Raw genomic sequence first — 23,336 nt, forward strand, 5'->3', positions numbered from 1 at the left:
ATCCGGCGGCAAGCGGGGAGGGGGAACCGCCCGCCGCCCGATCTCACACCAGCACCGGCACCCCGCATCGCGCCCCAGTCGCCCAGAGCGTCGCATGGCCAAGCTGGATACCCAGCGCGGCGAGCAGATTGTCGAGCAACGGATCGGCCGTGCCGCCGACCAGCCCCGCCAACGGCGCAGTGATCCCGTTCAGCAATTGAGTCCGCACCGCCGCCTCCGTCGCATCGCAGACCAGCGGCAGGCACAGGCCCAATATCTTCACCTGCAATCCGTTGCCCGCCGCGATGCTGCTGAGCGATGTCAGAAGCGGCCCCGCCTGCGACCCGTTGCCGATGCTCGCCGCGCTGCCGGGCGCGCCGGGCCGCCCGACGCTGCCCTGCCCGCCGGGGCCGAAGACCAGATTGCCGCTTTTGCCCATCACCGGCTGCGCGACGGCGCGCGCATCGACCGTGATCAGCGACAGCAGATTGACGATCCGTGCCTGTCCGATGCTGGCGGCGGTGATCGGCGGCATCGGGCGCGTCATCGCATTGGCGGGCGCTGTGCCGATATAGGCGTTGACCAGCCCGGTATCGGCATGGACCGTGACCCGCGTATCGCGCGCCTGTTCGGCGGTGTCGGGACAATCGATCGCCGTCACCTGCGCCTGCGCGGCGGCGATGTCGATCAGCACGGGCAGGGAGTCGACCGACACCGCATTGCCCAGCACCGCAATATTGCCCAGCCCGATCAGCAGTTGCAGCCGCAGCGCGGAGGTGCCGACGCTGGTTTCCCCCGCCGGGCCGAAGGAAAAGCGCGGCCGGTCCATCGGTCCGCTCGCCATGGCGGCGATCTTCACCGTGCTGCCGCCTGCCACCACGCTCACCGCGTCGGACAGGTCGATCGTGCCGTTCCCGGCCTGCACCGCGAAGGCAAAGAGCTGATAGGCGTTGATCCCCGCGCGCAGCGCCGGTTTCTCATCGGCGCCGCCCACCGGCATCTTCCTCCATACGCCCAGGCCGAACAAACCATTGAGCGGCACGGCATAGCCGTTGCCCACCTGTCCCGCGATCAGGGTCAGCGTGGCGGCGCTCGACGCATTGTCGGCCGCGCTGGCGGCGGCGTACAGCAAATCCCGCAATCCCACCGTCCGGCTGGTCAGGTCGCCATAGGTTCCGCTTTCCCCGACCCGCTGCGCCAGCGCATCGAAGAACAGCCCCGCATCGATATTGCTGGTCATCAACGCCTCGACATCGGCGGTGGAGAGGCGCAACTTGATGCCCAGCAGGGCGCCCAGCAGGTCGTTGACGCTGTTCACCAGCCCGTTGCTGACGGTCAGGATGCCGGACGTGATGCCGACCCCCGCCTCATCGATGCGCGTCGCGGTGGCGCTGGCGGCCAGATCGGGCAGGGGATTGGCCGGCCCCAGCACCCGCATCAGATATTGCCGCGCAGGCTTTCCGGTGCGGATGCGTACCGCATTGACCCGCCCGTTGCCGGGGCACAGCGCCATGCTCGCATCGAAACGCTGCGCCGCGCCCAGCCCCGCATCGGCGCAATAGCGGCCCGTCTCCACCGATCGGAGAATGGCCGGATCATAGCCGTTGCGGATCAGGCTGTCCCGCGCCCGCGCCACCGCCTGCGCCGGGTTCATCGCGGCGGCCATCGCGGCGGCATCGGTCGCGGCGCGCAGATTGCGCTCGCCCACATAATAAAGCCCCGCATCCAGCGCAAAGCCCGCCGCCCCGATCAACACCGTGCCCAAAGCCGCGACCATCGGCGCGACAGCGGCCGACCGGTCGTGCCGGAGAGAGGAAAACAGCCGCATCATGGCTCGTCCGCCACCCGCTCGACCCGCCGCCCGATGGATTCCAGATAAAGCTGCCGGACGCGCGCCGCCTCTTCCGCCGAAAGCCCGGCATCGCTCCGGGGCTGCGCCTTCAACTGCCACTCGATCACACGTCGCGCTGCATTTTCCACTGGCGGCACAGGAAGAGGAAGAGGGAGAGGGGAGGCCAGCATCAGCCACAGCATCATCATCCTTCAGCCTCCCTTCCCGATCCGGGCCGCTTCCGCCGCCAGCTTGCCCCGCAGCGCCTCGTCCCCGATCCGCCGCAAACCCGCCTCGGCCTCCGCCCGCCGCCCGCCGACCATCAGCGCCAGCAGCAGATTGTTGCGGATGACCGCGATTTGCGGCGCCAGATCGCGCGCCCCGCGCAATGCCTCGATCGCCGCCCCGGCTTGCCCGGCGCGCAACAGCGCATAGCCCCAGGCATTGCGCAGCAGCGCATCCGCCGGGCTGGCGCGGCTTGCATCGGCATAACAGGCCGCCGCCTCGCTCCAGCGCCCCCGCGCCGCCAGCAAATGCCCGCGCACCGCGAAGACGCCGCCATCGGCCGTCGCGGCGGGCAGCGGCACGGCCTCCGCCGCGTCGATCTGGCCGAGGTCGATCAGGCTGTTGACCCGCAGCAGCCCCGCCTCGCCATCGCCGGGATAACGCCGCTCGAAATCGTCGAGATAGGCGAGCGCCGCCCTGGGCCGTCCATCGCTGCGCGCCTGACGGATGAGTTGCAGATAAAGCCCGCGCATATCCGGTGCCTCCTCCGCATGCACGGGCGCGGCGCTCATCAATAGCGCAGCGATCATCACCCGCCTCATTGCGACACCCCCCGCAACGTATCGAAGATCGCCACGATCGGTGGCCCGCCCAGCACCACGAACAAAGCAGGCATGAAGAAGAGGATCATCAGCACCACCATCCGCACGGTGATGCCGCCCATCGCCTCCCGCGCCCGCATGACGCGCCTCTGGGTGAACTCGCGCACGAATTCGCGCAGGGCAGGGGCCAGCTCGACGCCCTGGAACAATGCCTGCCGGAACAAAGCCGCCAGCTCCTTCGCGCCGCTGACCGCGACCCGCGCCGCCCAGCGATCCAGCGCCAGATCATAGCGCATCCCCCGGTCCAGATCGGCCACCAGCATCGCGATCAGCCGCGCATGCTGCGGCACCGCCACGCCCTCGTCCCGCGCAATGGAACGGAAGCACTGGTCAAGCGAAATCCCGCTCTCCAGCATCATCAGCATCAGGTCGAGCAGGAAGGGAAATTCCGCCGTGATCGCCCGCGCCCGCCGCGCTGCCAGCAGCAGGATCGCCTGCTTCGCGCCCACATAGGTCAGGCCCGTGGCGATCACGATCAGCAGCGGCTGGGCCAGAAACCCGCCCCACAGGGCCCGCGAAACCAGCATCACCGCCAGCGCCACGCCGACGGTCGCCGCCATCCGCGCCCAAGCGAACCGGTCCGCCGCCTTCGCATCCTGAAAGCCCGCCAGCATCAGCTTGCCCGCGATTTCCGACCGGTCCCGCCCCCGCGCCGCAAGGGCCAGCGGCAACCGCAAGGCGGGCCGCTCCCCGGCCATCCCCAGCCGCGCTTCCAGCCGCCCGTCGGCCAGCCACATCCGCACCCCGGCGAAGGCGCAGGCCACCCCCAGGGCAGCGCAGACAAGAAACAGCGCGCCCATCAAAAGGCGAGCCTCATCACCCGCCGCATCACCAGCATGCCCATCGCTTGCAGCACCACCGCCACCACGCCAAGCTGGTGCCCGCGCGGGTCCTTCACGAAGAAATCGACATAGCCTGGGTTCATCGCCACCAGCGCCGCCATCGCCACCAGCGGCATGACGATCAGCACCCGCCCGCTGATCCTGGCTTCGGAAACGGCGGCCTTCAGCTCGCGCTTGATGCGAATCCGCTCGCGCAGGATGTTGGACAGGTTCAGCAGCACCGCCGAAATCGACCCGCCATAGCGCATATTGGTGCGGATCGCGGCGGCCAGCATCGATATTTCAGGAACGCGCAGCCGCTCCGCCAGCATCTGCATCGCGTCCGCCACCGGCGCGCCCAGCTCCAGCCGCCGCGCCACCGGCGCGATGAAATCCTGCACGATGAGGGGCGCATCGGCCAGCGCCCGCTCCAGCGCCTGCGCTAGCGAATTGCCGACCGCCTGCATCTGCCGCACCGCGTCGATATAATAAGGCAGCGCCTCGATCAGCGCCTCGATCCGCCGCTGCGCCCGCCGCCGGACCCAGCCGAGCACTCCCACCGGCAAGCCCAGAACCACGGCCAATGCCGCCACCGGCCCCGCTGCCAGCAAGGCGAACAGCGCCGCCAGCCCCAGCGTGCCGCCGAACATCCCCAGCGCCCGCGCCGTCACCTCGATCTGCGCCTGCGCCAGCAGGGGCGCCACCATCTCCGGCACCGCCATCGCCACCCGCCGCCGCGCCACCGTCCCTGAAGCCAGCCCCAGCCGCCGGTCGATCTCCGCCCGCTGCCGCGCCCGTTCCACCAGCAGCGCCCAGCCGATCCCCGCCACGATCAGCAGCGAGAGCGTAAGAAAGGCCGCCCCGCTCAACACGGCCGCCCGCCCCGATAATCCCGCAGCCGCCCCGCAAAAAACGGCCGCAACGACAAAGTGCGAAATTCCCCCAGCCCCGACAACGCAGGCTGCTCCTCAAATACGAACAGCTCGTTCAGCGAATAAGCATCCCCCTCCAGCCCCGTCACCTCGCTGACCGACATCACCCGCCGGCTGCCGTTGGAAAGCCGCTGCAACTGCACCACCACATGCACGCTGTTGGCGATGAAGCGCCGGATCGCCCGCACATCGCTCTGCACCCCGGCAAAACCCAGCAGCATCTCCAGCCGCGCAAAGGCGTCCCTTGGGCTATTGCCGTGCAGCGTCGCCATCGACCCGTCATGCCCGGTCGACATGGCCTGCAACATCTCGACGGCCTCCACGCCGCGCACCTCGCCCAATATGATCCGGTCCGGCCGCATCCGCAGCGCATTGCGCACCAATTCGCGCGAACTCACCTCGCGGCTGCCGTCCACCGTAGGCGGCCGCGTCTCCAGCCGCACCACATGGCTCTGCCGCAATTGCAGCTCCGCCGCATCCTCGATGGTGATCAGCCGCTCCCGATCCCCGATAAAGGTCGACAGCATGTTGAGCAAAGTCGTCTTGCCCGCCCCGGTCCCGCCGCAAATCAGGATATTGAGCCGGGACCGCACCGCCGCGCTCAGATAAGCCGCCATGTCCGCGCTCATGACGTGACCCGCAACGCAATCCTCGATGGTCATGCTCTGCAACCGGAACTTGCGGATCGAAAGCGTCGGCCCGTCCAGAGCTACCGGCGGGATCACGATATTCACCCGCGACCCGTCGGCCAGCCGCGCATCGACATAGGGACTGGCCTCATCCACCCGCCGCCCGATCGGCCCCACGATCCGCTGGATGATGTTCATGAGGTGCGCATCGTCGCGAAAGCGCGTCTCGACCTTCTCCAACAGCCCGCCGCGCTCGGCATAGATATGCCCCGGCCCATTGACGATGATGTCGTCGACCCCGGCATCGCGCAGCAGCGGCGCCAGCGGCCCCATGCCCGCCACCTCATCCTCGACATCCTCGATCAGCAGCAGCCGTTCCGCGCTGTTGAGCGCCAGTTGCCCGCGCCGGCTGCGGGCGGCGATCACCTGCTCGATCTCCTCGCGCAGCGTCCTTGGCCCCAAAGTCTCCGCCGTCTCCCCGCGCGCCTCCAACTGCTCGATCAACTGCGCGCAGGTCTGCGCCTTGGCGATCTGATAGCTGTCGCTCATCCGCTGCGTCGCGGGCTGGGCGACCGGCGCGATCCGCACCTCCCGCGCAGGCACGAAGCCCTCCTCTCCGGTCAGCAAACTCACGACGCTTTCTCCACGACCTTCAGCATCGCCCGCCGCAACCGATCGATCCCGCCCGTCTTCGCTGCCACCCCGCAAGCCCGCCGGATCGCCGCCATATAGGCCCCGCCATCAGCTTCCATCGCCATCGGCCGCCCGGCATTCAGCGCATTGCGCATCCGCGCCCGGTCCACCGGCAGCGCCAGCACGGAGCCGACGCCCAAAGCATCCGCCATCCGCCGCCCGTCCAGCAGCACGCCGGGCAGATGATCCCACACCAGCAGCCGCATCGCCGCCACCCGCTCGCGCTCCGCCCCGATCCGGTCGAGCAATCTTCGGCACGCCTCGATCTCCCGGATCGACTGGCCGCAGAGCAGCTCCACCCGATCCGCCTCCGCCACCACCTCGCGCAGCAGCCCGCCATGGCGCAGGCTCCCCGCATTCAGCACCACATCGCTGCAACAGGTCCGCAGCAGCCGGATCAGCGCCGCCAGATCGCCGGGCGTCAGCCCCACCGGCTCCGCCCCGGTCCCCCCGTCGAGGGTCAACAGCATCAGCCCGCTCGGCCCATGCCGCGCCGCCGTGCTGGTGAGCAAGCTGGCGTCCAGCCGTTCCCGGTCGCCCACCGCCGAAGCCAGCCCATAATCGACGCCAAGGTCGAGATAGCTCGCCGCCGCGCTGGTCGGCAAAGTGCAGTCGATCAGCAAGGTGGACCCGCCTCCACCCGCAATCGCCATATCCGTCGCCACCATGGCGCAGGCATCCCGGTCCGCGCCCAGCACCAGCGTCAACCGTCCCCGGCTTGCCCGGTCCGCCGCCGCATCGTTCAGCAGCCGCGCCAGCACCGCCGCAATCTCCGTCCCTTCTCCGTCACGCGGGATGACATCATCCACCCCGGCCCTGATGGCGCGCAGCAACGGCTCCGCCTCCATCTCCTGCGTCGCCAGCACGACCGGCCGCCCGTTCGCGCTTTCCACCACGGTTGCGATCGCAGCGGACAAGGCCCGCTCCGGCGGAATCGCCGCCCGGTCGATCACGATCAGGCAAGGCCCGGCCAAATCCTCCCGCTCGATCGCCTGCACCAGCTCGACGGTCGCCCGCCCGCTCATCGCCCCGTCGATCCGCTGCGCCAGCATCCGATCGACCGACAGCAGGAATATCGTCGCCATGGTCAAGGCCGCACCACGCCGAAGGGCGTGCTCGACTGGTCCAGCCCGTCCGTACCCAAAATCATGTCACCGATCGAAGGATCGACCCCCGCCGTCGCCGCGCCGCGCAAGGGCGGCATCTCCTCCGCCTTCACCGGTCCCACCAGCCGGGGCGTGGCGACGATGATCAGCTCCTGCTTCTCCTTCTGGTTCTGCTGCCGCTTGAAGAAGGCGCCCAGCACCGGAATATCGCCCAGAAAAGGGGTGCGCTCCTTCGTCACCGTCTGGCTCGAATAGCTGAGGCCCGCGATCACGAAACTCTGTCCGCTGCCTAGCTCCACCGTCGTCTCGGCCGACCGCCGCCGCAGCCCCGGCACGACATAACCCTGCAACTGCACGCCGTTATTATAGTCGAGCTCGCTGACCTCCGGCGCGATCTTCAGGACGATATGCTCCTTCGACAGCACGAAGGGCGTGACCGACAAGCGCACACCGAATTCCTTATACTGGATGGACAGCGTATTGCCGGACCCCGAAAGCTGCGGCACCGGCACCGGAAACTCGCCCCCCGCCAGGAAACTCGCCTGCTCGCCGGACCGCACCAGCAAGGTCGGCTGTGCCAGCAACTGCGACAACCCATTGGAGGACAGCGCACTCAACACCGCCCCGATCCCCCGATGGGGCGCGGAGAGGAACAGATTGAAGGCATTCTGGATCGGCGCGCTCGCCTCCAGCGACAGGCCGCCGGGATCGAACGAAGCGCTTCCCAAAGTACTGGGCGAAACGATCGCCCCCTGAATATCGCCGCTCAATTTGGAGAAATTGAACCCCAACGCCTTGAGCGTCGTGGCAGAGACGGCGGCGAACTGCACATCGACCGCCACCACCTGCTCGCCCGCCCGGACGACCGGCGCGCTCGCCGCCGCATCGGGCGTGACGCTGACCGGCTCCCGCGCGATCAACCCGCCATCGCCGCCAAAGACGCTGACGACCGCCTCGCCTTCGCCGATCGCGGACAGCCGCAACGACCGGGCCGAAGGCGCGGCGATGGACAGCACGCCCTCCCGGTCCACCTCGACCCGCCCGATGGCGCGGGGGTAGGAAAGGGTGCGCTGCTCCTTCACATGCAGCGCCGTCTGCGCGCCTGCGCCCATGGGCAGGGCCAGCGTGATCAGGCCAAGGATCGACAGGCTTCTCAACGGCCGGCACTCCCCGAATAGATGGTCTCGCGCCGGTCCCCCACGACCAGTTCGATGGCATGGGGGGCGGGACGGGGCGCGACACGCGGCACGGGCGCCGCCGCCGCAGGAGGCGGTACGGGAACCGCCACCGGTTCAGGTCCGGCAGAAGAAGCGATGGCCAGCTTCACCTGCGCGCTGTCGGCCGGATTGCGCAGCGACAGCGTCAACGCGCCCGTGCTTTTCGCCAGCGACAGCGTCGACACCTGCTCCGGCGTCAGCGCCAGCGTCACCGTCCGCGCAGGCGGGGGAGGGGAGGACAGCGCTCCATCCACCCCTGACGGTTGCTGCGTGCCGACGACCAACTCGCCTACCGCCAGCACCTGCACCATTTGGAGCAAGGCCTGCGCCCGGCTGCGCCCGGTCCCGCGCGCGCCGCTGATGGCATCGGCGCCCGGATAGACCACCTGCACGTCCACCCGGTCGCCGGGCCGGACCAGCCCGGCCACGGCGATCTCCGCGGTCGTGTCGATGCTGACGGCGCGCATCCCCATGGGCACGCGAATGGCGAGCTTGCTTTCCATCCCCACCGCATCGCGGGCGATCAGCGCGCGCATCGGAATGTCCCGCGTCGCGACCTTCCCCACCACTTCGGCGGAGGTCGCGGCAGCAGGGAAGCGCGCCGGATCGCCTGCCGCATTGCGGATCATCGCGGCGGTAATGGTCTCCCCCGTGCGGATCGCGCGGGCTGCCTGCACCAGCAGCACGGCCGGAACCGGGGCCTTTGCCGACAGGAGAGGTGGGACAGCGTTGCGCGCCATGGCGGCGCCCTCGCGCATCGCCCGAATGCCCAGCAGCAGAAAGGCGCAAGCGGCGGCCAGCCCGACGGCTATGGTCAGCTTGGCTTTCAACCCCAGGCGCATGACTTCCCCCTTTTTTGGAGCACCTTGCGGGAACGCAAAGCGCTTCAACCGGGAAAATTCATAGCCTTGGGGCCATTGTCAGGGCATGAAAGAAGGAACCGGAACGGCGCAAAGCCATGCCATCCCCAAAATCCCTTTTTGCGTGCCGGCCGCAGGGTTTTGCGCCCGCCAATCACGCAAAAACGGACAAGGTCGATCCGAAACGGTTCCGATTGCCCCATAACCTACCGTGCTCCTGCGAAGGCAGGAGCCCAGTTCTGTCGTTCGATCTGGGTTCCTGCCTACGCAGGAACATGGTGTATGTGAGGGGAAGGAAACTCCTCACGCGTCGACGGTAATCACCCCGCGCCTGATCTGGTCCAGCTCGATACTTTCGAACAGCGCCTGGAAATTGCCGTTGCCAAAGCCTTCATTGCCCTTGCGCTGGATGATCTCGAAGAAGATCGGCCCGAACATATTCTCGGTGAAGATCTGGAGCAAAATCCCCTCATCCCCGACATTGCCGTCGATCAGGATGCGGTTCTTGCGCAATCGCTCCAGATCCTCGCCATGGCCCGGCACGCGCTTGTCGACCAGCTCATAATAGGTCTCGATCGTGTCCTGCAACCTGACGCCACGCGCCCGCAGCTTTTCCACCGTCTCGTAGATATTGGCGGTGGTCAGCGCCAGATGCTGGATGCCTTCGCCATGATATTGGCGGATGAACTCCTCGATCTGGCTCTTATCGTCCTGGCTTTCGTTCAGCGGAATGCGAATGGCCTTGTCCGGCGCGATCATCGCCTGGCTGAACAGGCCCGTCGCCTGTCCCTTGATATCGAAATATTTCTGCTCCTCGAAGCCGAAGAGCGTGCGGTAGAACTGGCTCCACACCCGCATCTGCCCGCGCCGGACATTGTGGGTCAGATGGTCGAGCAGGTCGAGCCCGACATTGTTCTTCGCCTCGGCCTCGCGCCAGCCGGGAAATTCCGCCCAGTCGGCATAAAGGTCCTCGCCGTCCCTGATGAAATAGAGATAGGAGCCGCCAATCCCCTGGATCACGGTATCGTCCTCATCGGTCGGCTTGGCGCCATGCTCCAGCGCCCAGGCCATCGCCGCCTCCGGATCGGCCACGCGGAATGCCATGGCGCTGGCCGACGGCCCATGCTCGCCGCGGAAGGCCGCCACCCGCCCGGCATCGTCGCGGTTCAGCATCAGGTTGATGCGCCCCTGCTTGTAGCGGGTGATATTCTTGGTCGGATGCCGGTGGCTGGCCACGAAACCCAGTTGTTCGAACTGCCGCCCCATGGCTTCGGGATCGGGAGAGGTGAATTCGACGAATTCGAAGCCATTGAGGCCCAGCGGATTGATGATGTCAGCCATGAAGGCGATCCTCTCGATTATGATAGATAAGGCGCAACACCCGCGACAAAGGCCGGAATCGTGTCCAGCGTCAGCCCGGCAATATTGATGCGGCCATTGCCCGCCATATAGATGCCATGCTCGCGGCGCAGCGCCTCCACCGCCTCGGGCCCCAGCGGCAACAGCGCGAACATGCCCCGCTGCCCGCCGATCGCCGCCAGCCGCGCGTGACTTGCCGCCAGTGCCGCGCGCAGCCCGTTGATCCGCGCCCGCATCGCGTCCAGCTCCGCCGTCCAGTCGGCCCGCAGCGCTGCATACTCCAGCACCAGCCGCACCACCGCCGCGCCATGATCGGGCGGCATCGACCAGAGCGACCGCGCCAGCGCCAGCAGATTGCCGCGCACCAGCTCGCTTGCCTCAGACTGCACCCACAGCGCGCCCACGCGCTCCCGGTACAGCCCGAAATTCTTGTCGCAGCTATAGGCGATCACCGCCTCGGGCAGCGCGTCCATCAGCCCGCGCATCGCCGCCGCGTCGGCCTCCAGTCCATCGCCCAGCCCCTGATAGGCAAGGTCGATGAACGGCAACAGGCCCCGCGCCGCGCACAGCCGCCCGATCTCCAACCACTGCGCGCCCGTAAAGCCCGCCCCGGTCGGATTATGGCAGCATCCATGCAGCAACAGCACGTCGCCCGCCCGCGCCTCGCCCAGATCCTCGATCATCCCGTCGAAATCGACCGCCGCGCTCGCCACGTCGAAGAAGCGATGCGTCTGGATGGCCAGCCCCGCATCGCGAAAGATCGGCGCATGATTGGGCCAGGTCGGCGTTCCGATCCAAACCGTCGCGCCCGGCCGGCTGCGCGTGATCAGCTCCGCGCCCAACCGCAGCGCCCCGGTCCCGCCGGGCGTCTGCACGCCTGCCAGCCGATCCGGTCCGGCCCCGAAGGCCACCTCCGCCAGCAGTTCGGCAAAGCGGACATCGCCCTCCGCCCCCAGATAGGATTTCGTCTCCTGATCGCGCAGCAGCATCGCTTCGGCCGCCTTCACCGCCCGCATCACCGGCGTATGGCCGAAATCGTCGCGGAACACCCCAACGCCCAGGTCGATCTTCCCCGGCCGCGTATCGGCCCGGTACAGGCCGATCAGCCCCAGCAACGCATCGGCCGGCTGCACCGCCAACCCATCGAAAAATCCACGCTCCCTGACCAGTTCCCGCGTCAGCATGCCATTTTCGCCCGTGCATAAGCCTGGGTGCCGCGATGATAGACCCGGTCCTCCGGCGCCACCGCATCGGGCGCCAGATCGGTGCTCCCTTCCAGCTCATGATAGATCGGACCGAAATCCACATCGGACGTCTTGCGCAAAAGATCCTCGAAACTGTCGATGACGAAATAGCTCTGCTGATAGTCGTCGATGCGATATTGCGTCCGCATCAGCCGCTTGAGGTCGAACCCGATCCGATTGGGCGACGCATCGTCCAGCGCGAAGACCGACTCCCCATAGGATGAAACGATCCCCGCCCCGTAAAGCTGCATCCGGCCCTCCCGCCGCATCAGCCCGAACTCGACCGTATACCAGTAAAGCCGCGCCAGATGATCGATCGCCCCCATATGGTCGGCGCGCATCCCGCCCTCGCCATAGGCCTGCATATAGTCGGCAAAGGCCGGATGGGTCAGCAGCGGCACATGGCCGAACACATCGTGAAAGACGTCCGGCTCCTGCAAATAATCGATCTGCTCAGGCTTGCGGATGAAGCGCCCGGCGACAAAGCGCCGATTGGCGAGATGCTCGAAAAACACGCGATCCGGCACCAGCCCCGGCACCGCCACCACCTGCCATCCGGTCGCCCGCATCAGCCGCTCGGACAGCTCGGCAAAGTCGGGAATGCCGGGCTTGGTCATCCGCAGGATATCCAGCCCTTCCATGAATTCCGGCACGACCCGCCCCGGCAGCATCGCCGCCTGCCGCTCGAACAGCCGGTCCCACATCGCATGCTCGCCCGTCGTATAGGACGCCCAGTCCTGCGGAACCGTCCAGTCCGCAGCCGCGCCCTCGGGAAGTGTCAGTTCAGCCTGTGCCATGCGAAGCCTTATCGCACGCCCCGGCGGAAATCGGGTTTCAATTTCGCGCCGATCCCGCCCATCGATGAAACAGAATGATCACATCACTCGTAAATATGAAACCATCTCATCCCAATATACCGGGCAGATCCAGCCCCTTCGCCCGCGCGCAATCCCGCGCAATGTCATAGCCCGCATCCGCATGCCGCATCACCCCGGTCGCCGGATCGTTCCACAGCACCCGTTCCAGCCGCCGCGCCGCCGCCTCCGTCCCGTCCGCGACGATCACCATGCCGCTATGCTGGGAATAGCCCATGCCCACCCCCCCGCCATGATGCAGCGACACCCATGTCGCCCCCGAAGCGGTATTCAACAGCGCATTGAGCAACGGCCAGTCGGACACCGCATCCGACCCATCCATCATCGCCTCCGTCTCCCGATTGGGCGAAGCGACCGACCCTGAATCCAGATGATCGCGCCCGATCACCACCGGCGCCTTCAATTCCCCCTTCGCCACCATCTCGTTGAAGGCCAGCCCCAGCCGATGCCGGTCCCCCAGCCCCACCCAGCAGATCCGCGCCGGCAGCCCCTGAAACCGAATCCGCTCCCGCGCCATGTCGAGCCAGTGATGCAGATGCGCGTCATCGGGCAGCAACTCCTTCACCCTGGCGTCGGTGCGATAAATATCCTCCGGATCGCCCGACAAAGCCGCCCAGCGGAACGGCCCGATCCCCCGGCAAAACAGGGGCCGAATATAGGCCGGCACGAAGCCCGGAAAATCAAAGGCGTTCTCCACGCCCTCATCCTTCGCCATCTGCCGGATATTATTGCCATAGTCGGTGGTCGGCACGCCCGCCGCCTGAAAATCCAGCATCGCCCGCACATGCACCGCCATGCTCGCCTTCGCGGCCCTGGCGACCGCTTCCGGCTCCCGCTCCCGCCGCTCGATCCACTCGGCCACGGTCCAGCCGATCGGGAGGTATCCGTTCACCGGATCATGCGCGCTGGTCTGGTCGGTCAAAAGGTCCGGCCGCACCCCCCGCCGGTAGAGTTCCGGCAGAACCTCCGCCGCATTGCCCAGCAGGCCGACCGAAACCGGCTTTCGCTCCGCACAGCTCTTCCCGATGACCGCCAGGGCCTCGTCCACCGACGAAGCCGCCACATCCAGATAGCCCGTCCGCAACCGCATCTCGATCCGGCTCGGCTGACACTCCACCGCCAGACAGGACGCCCCCGCCATCACGGCGGCCAGAGGCTGCGCTCCGCCCATGCCGCCCAGCCCCGCCGTCAGCAGCCATTTGCCCGAAAGGTCGCCGCCATGATGCTGCCGCCCCATCTCGACGAAGGTTTCGTACGTCCCCTGCACGATCCCCTGCGTGCCGATATAGATCCACGATCCCGCCGTCATCTGCCCGTACATGGCGAGGCCACGCTTATCGAGTTCGTTGAAATGCTCCCAGGTCGCCCAATGCGGCACCAGGTTCGAATTGGCGATCAACACCCGCGGCGCATCGACATGCGTGCGGAACACCCCCACGGGCTTTCCCGACTGCACCAGCAGCGTCTGGTCCTCCTCCAGCCGCCTCAGCGTCTCGACGATCCGGTCATAGCTTTCCCAGTCCCGCGCCGCCCGCCCGATCCCGCCATAGACGACCAACTCCTCGGGCCGTTCCGCCACATCGGGATGCAGATTGTTCATCAACATCCGCAGCGGCGCCTCGGTCAGCCAGCTTTTCGCGCTCAGTTCCGTGCCGGTGGCAGGCCGAATGACGCGGCTATTATCGATACGGGTCATGGGATTTCCTCCTGATTCCCTCTCCCACCGGGAGAGGGAGGGAGCCGCGCGAGCGCGGCGGAAGGGTGAGGCGCCATCGCACCGGAAAGATTTCACCCGCTGCTCTCGGCAAACCGGATGCAGCAATCCAGAACATCGCGCAGCACCGCGACCATCGCCGCCGCCCGCGCATCATCGTAAACCGGCGGCCAATGCGCCTCGTCCAGCGCATCGGGCCCATCCGGCTCGTCCAGATAGCCCCGCATCGCCAATTCCATCTGGATCGCATGGACGCCCTTGTCCGGCTCGCCATAATTGCGCGTCGTCCACCCGCCCTTGAAGCGCCCGTTCAGCACATGGCTCTGCCCGGTGCCCGCGCAAATCCCCTGCACCGCCGTGGAGAGCGCGGGCGAACAGCTCACCCCGCCGAAGGTGCCGATATTGAAAACCGGCAATTCCCCGTCGAACAGCCGGGGCACATGGCTGCGGATCGAATGCGCGTCATACAGCACCACCCGCCGGTGTCGCACCCGCAGCCGCGCAATTTCCCCGGCCAGCGCCGCATGATAGGGCACGAACCAGCGATCGACCCGCCGGATGATCTCCGCCTCATCCGGCCCCGCGCCCGGATAGAGCGGCTCCCCGTCGAAGGTCGCCGTCGGGCAAAGCTCCGTCGTCACCTGACCCGGATAGAGCGAAGCGCCCGACGGATCGCGGTTCACATCGACGACGCTGCGCGAAATCGTCGTCCGCACCACCGTCGCGCCCAGATCATGGGCAAAGCCATAGAGCCGGTCCACCCACCAGTCCGCATCCCGCCGCGCCAGCGCGGGCGAACGGAAATCATGCGCCACATCGGCCAGATCGGTCCCCGTATGCGGCAGGGCCAGCACCAGGGGCGCCTCGCCCCGAATGATCTTCAACCAGCTCATGACAGAACACCCGGCAGGGCCAGCCCGGCCGCCTCCATGATCGCGCCTTCCCGCACCAGCCCGTTGGCGATTTCCATGTCCGGATGGAAATGCCGGTCCTCCTCCAGATGCGGCACCTGCGCGCGCAGCCGCGCCCGCACCCGCTCCAACGCTTCGGAAGAGGTCAGGGGGGCATGGAAATCGCACCCCTGCGCCGCCGCCAGCAACTCGATGCCGATCACGGCCAGCGCATTCTCCACCATCTCCGCCAATCGCCGCGCGCCATGCGCCGCCATCGACACATGATCCTCCTGATTGGCGGAGGTCGGGATGGAATCGACGCTGGCCGGAAAGGCCCGCTGCTTGTTCTCGCTCACCAGCGCCGCCGCCGTCACCTGCGGGATCATGAAGCCCGAATTCAACCCCGGCCGGGGCGTCAGGAAGGCCGGCAGCCCCGACAAGGCCGGATCGACCAACATCGCGATCCGCCGCTCGGCGATCGACCCGATCTCGCAGACCGCCATGGCGATCATGTCGGCGGCAAAGGCCACCGGCTCTGCATGGAAATTGCCGCCCGACAAAGCCTCGTCCGTCTCCGCGAAGATCAGCGGATTGTCCGAAACCCCATTGGCCTCCGTCTCCAGCATCGCGGCGGCGGCGCGCATCACGTCCAGCGCCGCGCCCATCACCTGCGGCTGGCAACGCAGGCAATAGGGGTCCTGCACCCGCGGATCGTCCGCCCGGTGCGAGGCGCGAATGGCCGATCCCGCCATCAGGCTGGCCAGCGCTTCCCCGACCGCGATCTGCCCGGCATGCCGCCGCAGCCTGTGAATGCGCGGATCGAAGGGGGCGTCGGTCCCCTTGGCGGCCTCGGTCGACAGCGCCCCCGTGACCAAAGCCGTGCGGAACAGCCGATCCGCCCCGAACAACCCCGCCAGCGCATGCGCGGTCGAAAACTGCGTGCCGTTGAGCAGCGCCAGCCCTTCCTTCGGCCCCAGCACCGCCGGTTCCAGCCCGGCCCGCGCCAGGACGTCCATGGCGGGCAGGCGCTCTTCGCCCACCAATATCTCGCCCACCCCGATCATCGCGGCGGTCATATGCGCCAACGGCGCCAGATCGCCGCTCGCCCCCACTGAACCCTGCGCGGGCACCACCGGGGTCAGCCCGCGCGCCAGCATCGCCTCCAGCAACGCGACGGTCTGCGGCCGGATGCCCGATGCCCCCTGCGCCAGGCTGGCCAGCTTCAGCGCCATCATCAACCGCACCACCGGCACGGGGGAGGGGGCGCCGGTCCCCGCCGCGTGGCTCAGCACGATATTACGCTGCAGCGTCGCCAGATCGTCGTCGCCGATCTTCACGCTCGCCAGCTTCCCGAAGCCGGTATTGATGCCGTAGACCGGCTCATGCCGCGCCAATATGCGCTCGACCGCCGCCGCCCCTGCCGCGATGCGGGGCGCGCATGCCGGGTCCAGCCGCATGCAGGCGCCCGCATGGATCGCCTGCCACTGGCCCAGCGAAACCTCGCCCGGAACGAGCGTCACTTCCGTCATTGTCCTCTCCACACGCGCGCATGGAGCGGGTTCAGCCCCATGCGATAGACCAGTTCGGCGGGCCGCTCGATGTCCCAGATCGCCAGGTCGCAGCTCTTGCCCACCTCCAGCGTGCCCAGCCGGTCACTCAGCCCCAGCGCCCGCGCCGCCTGCCGCGTCACGCCCGCCAGACATTCCTCGACCGTCAGCCCGAACAGCGTCGCCGCCATGTTCATCGCCAGCAGCAACGACGTGAGCGGCGACGTCCCCGGATTGCAGTCGGTCGCGACTGCCATCGGCACCCCGGCGCGCCGCAGCGCCTCGACCGGCGGCACATGTTTGTCGCGCATGAAATAGAAGGCGCCCGGCAACAGCACCGCCACCGTGCCCGCGCCTGCCATGGCGGCGACGCCCGCCTCGTCCAGATGCTCCAGATGATCCGCCGACAGCGCCCCATGCCGCGCCGCCAGTTCCGCGCCATGCAGGTTGGACAATTGCTCGGCATGCAGCTTCACCGGCAGCCCCAGCCGCCGCGCCGCCGCGAACAGCCGCCCGATCTGTGCCGGGGAAAAGCCGATCCCCTCGCAAAAGCCGTCCACCGCATCGGCCAGCGGCGCCATTTCGGGCAGGGCCTCGATCAGCATATCGACATAGCCGTCCGCATCCCCGGCAAATTCCGGCGGCAACGCATGGGCGCCCAGAAAAGTCGCTGCCACCGACACCGCCCGCTCTTCCCCCAGCCGCCGCGCCGCCCGCAGCATCTTCATCTCCTGGGCCGGGTCCAGCCCATAGCCCGACTTCACCTCGACCGTGGTGACGCCCTCCGCGATCAGCGCGTCCAGCCGGGGCAGGGCGCTCGCGACCAGTTCATCCTCGCTCGCCGCCCGCGTCGCCCGCATGGTGGAAAGGATGCCGCCGCCAGCCCGCGCTATCTCCTCGTAACTCGCCCCGGCCAGCCGCATTTCGAACTCGGCCGCCCGGTCGCCGCCATGGACCAGATGGCTATGGCAATCGATCAGCCCCGGCGTGATCCACCGCCCGCCGCAATCGATCACCTCCGCCGCATCGGGCGCGTCCCCGGCCTCCCCGACAAAGCGGATGACGCCGCCCGACGACCCCACTGCGCCATGCTCGATCACGCGCAGGTCGCCCCGCATCGTCGCGATCCGCGCATGGGTCCAAACTCTGTCGCAGGTCAGGCTCATCCTATTTCCCACTGGCATCGACTCAATAATGTATATACTTAAATGCAGCCCATCGCCATTGTCCAGAGAGGGAAGTTGAATGGCACTCTGGTTCGAACAGGCCCTCCTCCCCGAAGGCTGGCGCTCCGGCGTGCGCCTGATTCTGAAAGGCCGTTCAATTGACGGGATCGTTCATGGAGTCGCCCCCGAACCCGAGGACGAACGCCACGGCCCCGCCTTCGCCGGCCTGCCCAATGTCCACAGCCACGCCTTCCAGCGCGCCATGGCGGGCCTCACCGAACGGGCAGGGCAGGGCAAGGACAGCTTCTGGACCTGGCGCGAGGCGATGTACCGCTTCGTCGACCGCCTCGACCCCGAAGGGCTGCACGCCATCGCCGCGCTCGCCTATGCCGAAATGCTGGAAGGTGGCTTCACCAGCGTCGGGGAGTTCCACTATCTCCACCACGACCCCAGCGGCGCGCCCTATGCCGATCCCGCCGCCATGGCGCAGGCCATAATCCAGGCCGCCCACGACACCGGCATCGCCCTGACCCTGCTCCCGGTCTTCTATGCCCATGCGAATTTCGGCGGCGCATCCCCGACGCCAGGCCAGCGCCGTTTCCTCCACAGCCCCGACAGCTTCGCCCGCCTGATGGAGGCCCTGACACCCCTCGACGCGACCCTGGGCGTCGCCCCCCACAGCCTGCGCGCCGTCACGCCGGAGGAACTGGCCTCCATCACCGGCCTTGCCCCCCATGGCCCGATCCACATCCACATCGCCGAACAAATCCCGGAAGTCGAAGCCTGCCTCGCCTGGAGCGGCCAGCGCCCGGTCGACTGGCTCATGACCCATGCGCCGGTCGACGACCGCTGGTGCCTCGTCCACGCCACCCACGTCACCGACAGCGAACTGACCGCCATCGCGAAATGCGGTGCCACGGTCGGCCTCTGCCCCATCACCGAAGCCAATCTGGGCGACGGCCTCTTCCCCGCCCGCGCGTTTCTGGCGCAAGGCGGCCGGATCGGCATAGGCACGGACTCCAACGTCGAAATCAATGCCGCCGCCGAACTGCGCCTCCTCGAATATGGCCAGCGCCTCATCCATAAGGGCCGCAACCTTCTGGCGTCAGGCCCCGATCAGTCGACCGGCGCCAGCCTCACCCGCGCCGCGCAACAGGGCGCCCAGTCTCTCGGCCATCCCCCGGCGGCGCTTGCGAAGGGTGCCCGCGCCGACATCGTCACTCTCCGCCGCGACCATCCCGCCATCGCCGCCCGCTGCGGCGACAGCCTGCTCGATAGCTGGATCTTCGCCCGCGCCCCCATCGATACGGTCTGGTGCGCGGGCGTGAAGCGCGTTAGCGCGGGCCTCCACCACGCCCGCCCGGTCATAGAGGCGCGCTATGTCAAACTGCTGAAAGCCCTGCTCGCTTGACCCGCCCGATCTCCGACGCCCTCCACGCCCGCATCCGCCGCGACATCGAAAGCCGCATCATGTCGGGCCAATGGCGCCCCGGCCACCGCATCCCCTATGAACATGAGTGGATGGAGGCTTATGGCTGCTCGCGCATGACAGTGAACAAGGCGCTGCGCTCGCTGGTGCAATCGGGCCTGCTGGAAAGCCGCAAGCGCGCGGGCACCTTCGTCGCCGCCCCGCGCTTCCACCGCGCCGCGCTCGAAATCCCCGACATCCGCGCCGAAGTGGAGGGCCAGGGACTCACCTACCGCCTCGACCTTCTTAGCCGCGACCGCCGCAAGGCCACAGAAGCGGACAAGGCGCTGCTCCGCGTCTCGTCCGGCGACCTGCTCGCCATCGAATGCCGCCATTTCGCGGATGATCTGCCCTATGCGCTGGAACACCGCCTCATCAACCTCGCCGCCGTCCCCGAAGCGGCGGAGGTCGATTTCTCCACGCAGCCGCCCGGTTCCTGGCTGCTCGCCCATGTCCCCTGGACCGAGGCGGAACACCGCATCACCGCGATCAACGCCGACCCGGCGACGGCGCAAAGCCTCCACGTCCCGGAAAACGCCGCCTGCGTTGCTCTGGAACGCTGGACCTGGATCGGCGCGGGGCGTGACGACGAGCGCATCACCTATGCACGCCAACTCTACCCCGGCGACCGCTACGCGCTGACCGCCCATTTCCATGCGTGACGGGAGAGGATGGAAGGGCGGCCCTTCGCCGTCACCCTAACCCGCCGCCATCTGCGTCATCGACGCATAGTCCGTCTTCCCTGTCCCCAGCAACGGCAGCGCATCCAGCACCCTGATCTCGCGCGGCAGGGCCAGTTCCGCCACCCCATGGGCCTTGCCCCAAGCCTGCAATGCCGCCGCCTTCGCGTCCCTTGCGGTCGTGAACAGCACCAGTTGTTCCCCCTTGCGCGCATCGGGTCGCGTCACCACCGCATGTTCGGCGTCCGGCCAGACCGCCGAGGCATAGCCCTCCACCGCGGGCAGGGAGATCATCTCGCCGCCGATCTTGGCAAAGCGCTTCGCCCGCCCCCGGATCGTCACGAAGCCCTGCTCGTCGATGGTCACGATATCGCCGGTATCGTGCCAGCCCCCCTCCGGCGGTTGCAACACGCCCGGCGCATCGGCCTTCATATAGCCCGCCATGATATTCGGCCCCCGGATGGAAAGCCGCCCGCCCTCGCTGATCCCCGGTACATCGTCCAGCCGCGCCTCGATCCCCGGCAGCAGCCGTCCGACCGAACCCGCCTTGAAATGCATCGGGGTGTTGACCGCGATGACCGGCCCCGCCTCGGTCGCGCCATAGCCCTCCAGGATGCGGAGCCCGAACTTCTCGGCATAGAGTTTGCGCGTTTCGTCCCGCACCCGCTCGGCCCCGGCGAAGATGTAGCGCAGCGAATAGAAATCGTAGCCATGCGCCATCCGCGCATAGCCTGACAGGAAGGTGTCGGTCCCAAACAGGATCGTCGCATTGGCGTCATAGGCGAGCGCGGGCACGATCCGGTAATGGAGCGGGCTGGGATAGAGCAGCGTCCGCACCCCATGGAAGATCGGCAGCAAAGTCCCGCCCGTCAGCCCGAAGCTATGGAACACGGGCAGGGCATTCAGCACCACGTCGGCGGAATTGAAGTCGATCCGCGCCGCCAACTGCCGGCAATTGGAGAGGAGGTTGCGATGCGTCAGCACCACCCCCTTGGGCAGTCCTTCCGACCCCGAGGTGAAGAGGATGACCGCCGCATCATCCGGCGAAACCTTAAGCTTCCCATGGGTCCGCCCGGCCCATCGGCTTGCGATCAGGCCGCGCAGCTTTGCACGGGTCCCGATGCCCGCCGCTATATCCTCGAGCCAGAGGAAAGCGATACCCTCCGTCTCCAGCCCAGCGACGACATCGCCAAGCTTCCCCTGATCGACAAACGCCCGCGCGGTCACGATGGTCCTGATCTCCGCCGCCGCGCAGGCGGCCTTGAGATTGGCCAGCCCCGCCGTGAAGTTCAGCATCGCCGGGACGCGTCCACCCGCGTGAAGCGCGAAGAAGGTCACAGCCACTCCCGCGACATTGGGAAGCAGCACGCCAACCGCCTCGCCCTGCCGCGTCGCGTGTCCCAGTGCGCGCCCCAGCACCAGCGCGCCCGTCACCAGCCGCCCGTAACTCAGCGGCTCGCGCTTTACATCCTCGACCACCAGCGCGTCCGCGCCATGGATATGTCGCGCTTCGAGCAGCGCCTCGAACAGGGTCCGGTCCGTGTCCGACGTGGCGAACATCATCTGGCTCATTTCGTCATAGAGCCGCCGCCCGGCGATCGCCCGCCGCGCCCGCGCCGTCATTTCGCCCTCTATCGTAAAGCGGCGCGGCTCCAGCACAGTGAGCGTGATCTTGGGAAAACGCCGCAACCGCACCTTGCCCTTGAGGCGGGAGAAGGGGGTGAACTGCGCGCCGTCGATGCGCACGGGAATGATCGGCGCGTCGGCCTTGTCCGCGACCATGCCGGGGCCGTCGAACACCTTCATCAGCGCGCCGGTCACAGTGATCCGCCCTTCGGGAAAGATCACCAGCGTCCGTCCCTCGCGCACCGCCTTCACCATGGCCTTGGCCGACAGCGGATTGGTCGGATCGACCGGGAATGCGTCGAACAGCGGCAGGAACGGCTTCACCCACCAGGCTCTGGCGATCCGCGTGTGCACCGCGAAGGTCGGCTTGCCCGGCAGGAACGCCGCCAGCAGCAGCCCGTCCAGGAACGACACATGGTTCACCACCACGACCGCCGGTTCGCCGACGCCGGGCATGTTCTCGCTCCCATGCACCTCCACCCGGTAGCAGAGCTTCAGCAGGCCGCGCACGATCGCCTTGATCACCGTCTCGGGCAGCAGCCAGCAACTGATCAAGGCCACTGCCAGGGTCGCAAAGCCCATCGCGCCGATCACGCCCGGCACGCCGGTCCCCTGCGCCAGCATCGCCGTCACCGCGCTCACCACCGCGACGGCGACCGCCGCATTGACGATATTGTTGGCGGCGATGGTGCGGGATCGTTCCTCGCGCGGGCTGTGGGTCTGGAGGATCGCATAAAGCGGCACCACGAACATCCCACCCGCAAAGGCGATGCCGGTAAGATCGAGCATGATCCGCCAGCTTCCCGGCGAGCCGATGAATTCCGCTATGCCCGCGCCTTGATGCACTGGCGCATAGAGGCTGGTCGACAGCCACAGGTCGATCATGAACCCCGACAGCGCCAGCGCCGACACCGGTACGAAGCGCGCGGACACATGGCCGCCGAGCAGCCGGTTCACCAGCATCGACCCCAGCGCCACGCTGATCGAGAAGATCAGCAGGAACAGCGTCGCGACCTCCTGTTTCGCCTTCAATACCCCGCTCACCAGCGGCGCGAACTCGGCCAGCAGCACGGCGCCCACGGCAAAGAACCAACTGATCCCCAGTATCGACAGCCACACCCCGCGCCCATGCCGCGCGGCTTTCAGGATATGCCAGGTGCTCCTGAACACATTGCGCTCGATCCTGAGGCCCGGCACCACAGTGGGCGCGGACGGCACGGCCAGGCTGGAGAGGAAGCCGAGCGTCGCCAACCCCACCGCCACCAGCCCCGCTTCCCAGGGTGGGATCACGCCCGCCAGCAACTGCCCGCTCAGGATCGCCAGGAAAGTTCCCGCCTCGATCAGTCCGGTCCCGCCCATGATCTCCTCCGGCCGCAGATGCTGCGGCAGGATGGAGAATTTGACCGGCCCGAAGATCGTCGAATGCAGCCCCATCAGGAACAGGCAGGACAGCAGCACCGGCACCGATGCCAGCCAGAAACCCGTGACGGCAAGCACCATGATGACGACCTCCGCCGCCTTCACCGCCCGCACCAGCTTTGCTTTGTCCCACGCATCGGCCAACTGGCCCGCCAGCGCGGAAAAGAGGAAATAGGGCAGGATGAAGAGGCCCGTGGCGATCGTCGCCAGCATCTCCGCCTTGTCCGGTTCGGCCCGATAGAGACCGAAATTGGCGAGGAACAGCAGCGCGAACTTCAACAGATTGTCGTTGAACGCGCCCAGGAACTGCACCACGAACAGCGGCGCGAAACGGCGTTTACCCAGCAGAGACAGATCAGGTGCGGACATATTCTTACCCCCGTCCTTCAC

General features: G+C 67.5%; 19 protein-coding genes. 2 read left to right on the top strand and 17 right to left on the bottom strand.

Going from position 1 to position 23,336, the window contains the following annotated elements:
- Window positions 1–43: 43 nt before the first annotated feature.
- From YP76_RS11205 to hutI, 16 genes are all read right to left on the bottom strand, one after another.
- Window positions 44–1,810, bottom strand: a complete 1,767-nt coding sequence (locus YP76_RS11205; RefSeq protein WP_046763713.1) for a TadG family pilus assembly protein — start codon at window positions 1,808–1,810, stop codon at window positions 44–46.
- Entirely contained in the window at window positions 1,807–2,019 is a 213-nt protein-coding gene (locus YP76_RS11210; RefSeq protein ID WP_046763714.1) for a hypothetical protein, read from the bottom strand. The genes YP76_RS11205 and YP76_RS11210 overlap by 4 nt, the downstream gene beginning before the upstream one ends.
- Window positions 2,020–2,022: 3 nt before the next feature.
- Complete coding sequence (locus YP76_RS11215) at window positions 2,023–2,625, bottom strand: tetratricopeptide repeat protein (RefSeq protein ID WP_046764068.1); 603 nt, start codon at window positions 2,623–2,625, stop codon at window positions 2,023–2,025.
- Between the two features lie 8 nt (window positions 2,626–2,633).
- Window positions 2,634–3,497 carry a type II secretion system F family protein gene (locus YP76_RS11220; RefSeq protein ID WP_046763715.1) on the bottom strand — a complete coding sequence of 288 codons (864 nt, stop codon included), beginning with the start codon at window positions 3,495–3,497 and terminating at the stop codon, window positions 2,634–2,636.
- Window positions 3,497–4,390, bottom strand: a complete 894-nt coding sequence (locus tag YP76_RS11225) for a type II secretion system F family protein (protein ID WP_046763716.1) — start codon at window positions 4,388–4,390, stop codon at window positions 3,497–3,499. The genes YP76_RS11220 and YP76_RS11225 overlap by 1 nt, the downstream gene beginning before the upstream one ends.
- Entirely contained in the window at window positions 4,384–5,712 is a 1,329-nt protein-coding gene (locus tag YP76_RS11230; RefSeq protein ID WP_046763717.1) for a CpaF family protein, read from the bottom strand. The genes YP76_RS11225 and YP76_RS11230 overlap by 7 nt, the downstream gene beginning before the upstream one ends.
- Window positions 5,709–6,857: an AAA family ATPase gene (locus YP76_RS11235; RefSeq protein ID WP_046763718.1), complete on the bottom strand. Its 1,149-nt coding sequence runs from the start codon at window positions 6,855–6,857 to the stop codon at window positions 5,709–5,711. Before YP76_RS11235 ends, YP76_RS11230 begins: the two co-directional genes overlap by 4 nt.
- Before the next feature lie 2 nt (window positions 6,858–6,859).
- The gene (locus YP76_RS11240) at window positions 6,860–7,990 is read right to left on the bottom strand and encodes a type II and III secretion system protein family protein (RefSeq protein WP_046764069.1); all 1,131 of its coding nucleotides are present in this window, start codon (window positions 7,988–7,990) and stop codon (window positions 6,860–6,862) included.
- Between the two features lie 41 nt (window positions 7,991–8,031).
- Complete coding sequence (gene cpaB, locus YP76_RS11245; protein WP_046763719.1) at window positions 8,032–8,937, bottom strand: Flp pilus assembly protein CpaB; 906 nt, start codon at window positions 8,935–8,937, stop codon at window positions 8,032–8,034.
- A 321-nt stretch (window positions 8,938–9,258) separates the two neighbouring features.
- Entirely contained in the window at window positions 9,259–10,296 is a 1,038-nt protein-coding gene (gene hppD / locus YP76_RS11250) for a 4-hydroxyphenylpyruvate dioxygenase (RefSeq protein WP_046763720.1), read from the bottom strand.
- Window positions 10,297–10,313: 17 nt separating this feature from the next.
- Window positions 10,314–11,498 (bottom strand): amino acid aminotransferase, encoded by a 1,185-nt coding sequence (locus YP76_RS11255; protein WP_052757382.1) that lies wholly within the window; start codon window positions 11,496–11,498, stop codon window positions 10,314–10,316.
- Window positions 11,492–12,355 (bottom strand): phenylalanine 4-monooxygenase, encoded by an 864-nt coding sequence (gene phhA / locus YP76_RS11260; protein WP_046763721.1) that lies wholly within the window; start codon window positions 12,353–12,355, stop codon window positions 11,492–11,494. The genes YP76_RS11255 and phhA overlap by 7 nt, the downstream gene beginning before the upstream one ends.
- A gap of 106 nt (window positions 12,356–12,461) precedes the next feature.
- Complete coding sequence (gene hutU, locus YP76_RS11265; protein ID WP_046763722.1) at window positions 12,462–14,129, bottom strand: urocanate hydratase; 1,668 nt, start codon at window positions 14,127–14,129, stop codon at window positions 12,462–12,464.
- 92 nt (window positions 14,130–14,221) lie between these two features.
- On the bottom strand, window positions 14,222–15,040 hold the full coding sequence (hutG, locus tag YP76_RS11270; protein WP_046763723.1) for an N-formylglutamate deformylase: 819 nt from the start codon (window positions 15,038–15,040) through the stop codon (window positions 14,222–14,224).
- Window positions 15,037–16,569, bottom strand: a complete 1,533-nt coding sequence (gene hutH / locus YP76_RS11275; protein WP_046763724.1) for a histidine ammonia-lyase — start codon at window positions 16,567–16,569, stop codon at window positions 15,037–15,039. Before hutH ends, hutG begins: the two co-directional genes overlap by 4 nt.
- Complete coding sequence (gene hutI / locus YP76_RS11280; protein WP_046763725.1) at window positions 16,566–17,753, bottom strand: imidazolonepropionase; 1,188 nt, start codon at window positions 17,751–17,753, stop codon at window positions 16,566–16,568. Before hutI ends, hutH begins: the two co-directional genes overlap by 4 nt.
- Window positions 17,754–17,832: 79 nt before the next feature.
- On the opposite strand from hutI, the gene YP76_RS11285 reads away from it, so the two are divergent.
- Window positions 17,833–19,164, top strand: a complete 1,332-nt coding sequence (locus YP76_RS11285) for a formimidoylglutamate deiminase (RefSeq protein WP_046763726.1) — start codon at window positions 17,833–17,835, stop codon at window positions 19,162–19,164.
- Window positions 19,161–19,883, top strand: coding sequence for a histidine utilization repressor (gene hutC, locus YP76_RS11290; protein WP_046763727.1), 723 nt, complete (start codon window positions 19,161–19,163; stop codon window positions 19,881–19,883). The genes YP76_RS11285 and hutC overlap by 4 nt, the downstream gene beginning before the upstream one ends.
- A gap of 36 nt (window positions 19,884–19,919) precedes the next feature.
- Here hutC and YP76_RS11295 read toward each other — a convergent pair whose 3' ends face one another.
- Window positions 19,920–23,315 carry an acyl-[ACP]--phospholipid O-acyltransferase gene (locus YP76_RS11295; protein ID WP_046763728.1) on the bottom strand — a complete coding sequence of 1,132 codons (3,396 nt, stop codon included), beginning with the start codon at window positions 23,313–23,315 and terminating at the stop codon, window positions 19,920–19,922.
- Window positions 23,316–23,336 lie beyond the last annotated feature (21 nt).

The organism is Sphingobium chungbukense, assembly GCF_001005725.1.
GTDB lineage: Bacteria > Pseudomonadota > Alphaproteobacteria > Sphingomonadales > Sphingomonadaceae > Sphingobium > Sphingobium chungbukense.

What these genes read in the sequence shown, in the direction of transcription:
- YP76_RS11205 (WP_046763713.1), bottom strand. Translation starts at nt 1,810, where the DNA reads ATGATGCGGCTGTTTTCCTCTCTCCGGCACGACCGGTCGGCCGCTGTC.
- YP76_RS11210 (WP_046763714.1), bottom strand. Translation starts at nt 2,019, where the DNA reads ATGATGATGCTGTGGCTGATGCTGGCCTCCCCTCTCCCTCTTCCTCTT.
- YP76_RS11215 (WP_046764068.1), bottom strand. Translation starts at nt 2,625, where the DNA reads ATGATCGCTGCGCTATTGATGAGCGCCGCGCCCGTGCATGCGGAGGAG.
- YP76_RS11220 (WP_046763715.1), bottom strand. Translation starts at nt 3,497, where the DNA reads ATGGGCGCGCTGTTTCTTGTCTGCGCTGCCCTGGGGGTGGCCTGCGCC.
- YP76_RS11235 (WP_046763718.1), bottom strand. Translation starts at nt 6,857, where the DNA reads ATGGCGACGATATTCCTGCTGTCGGTCGATCGGATGCTGGCGCAGCGG.
- YP76_RS11240 (WP_046764069.1), bottom strand. Translation starts at nt 7,990, where the DNA reads ATGGGCGCAGGCGCGCAGACGGCGCTGCATGTGAAGGAGCAGCGCACC.
- cpaB (WP_046763719.1), bottom strand. Translation starts at nt 8,937, where the DNA reads ATGCGCCTGGGGTTGAAAGCCAAGCTGACCATAGCCGTCGGGCTGGCC.
- hppD (WP_046763720.1), bottom strand. Translation starts at nt 10,296, where the DNA reads ATGGCTGACATCATCAATCCGCTGGGCCTCAATGGCTTCGAATTCGTC.
- YP76_RS11255 (WP_052757382.1), bottom strand. Translation starts at nt 11,498, where the DNA reads ATGCTGACGCGGGAACTGGTCAGGGAGCGTGGATTTTTCGATGGGTTG.
- phhA (WP_046763721.1), bottom strand. Translation starts at nt 12,355, where the DNA reads ATGGCACAGGCTGAACTGACACTTCCCGAGGGCGCGGCTGCGGACTGG.
- hutU (WP_046763722.1), bottom strand. Translation starts at nt 14,129, where the DNA reads ATGACCCGTATCGATAATAGCCGCGTCATTCGGCCTGCCACCGGCACG.
- hutG (WP_046763723.1), bottom strand. Translation starts at nt 15,040, where the DNA reads ATGAGCTGGTTGAAGATCATTCGGGGCGAGGCGCCCCTGGTGCTGGCC.
- hutH (WP_046763724.1), bottom strand. Translation starts at nt 16,569, where the DNA reads ATGACGGAAGTGACGCTCGTTCCGGGCGAGGTTTCGCTGGGCCAGTGG.
- hutI (WP_046763725.1), bottom strand. Translation starts at nt 17,753, where the DNA reads ATGAGCCTGACCTGCGACAGAGTTTGGACCCATGCGCGGATCGCGACG.
- YP76_RS11285 (WP_046763726.1), top strand. Translation starts at nt 17,833, where the DNA reads ATGGCACTCTGGTTCGAACAGGCCCTCCTCCCCGAAGGCTGGCGCTCC.
- YP76_RS11295 (WP_046763728.1), bottom strand. Translation starts at nt 23,315, where the DNA reads ATGTCCGCACCTGATCTGTCTCTGCTGGGTAAACGCCGTTTCGCGCCG.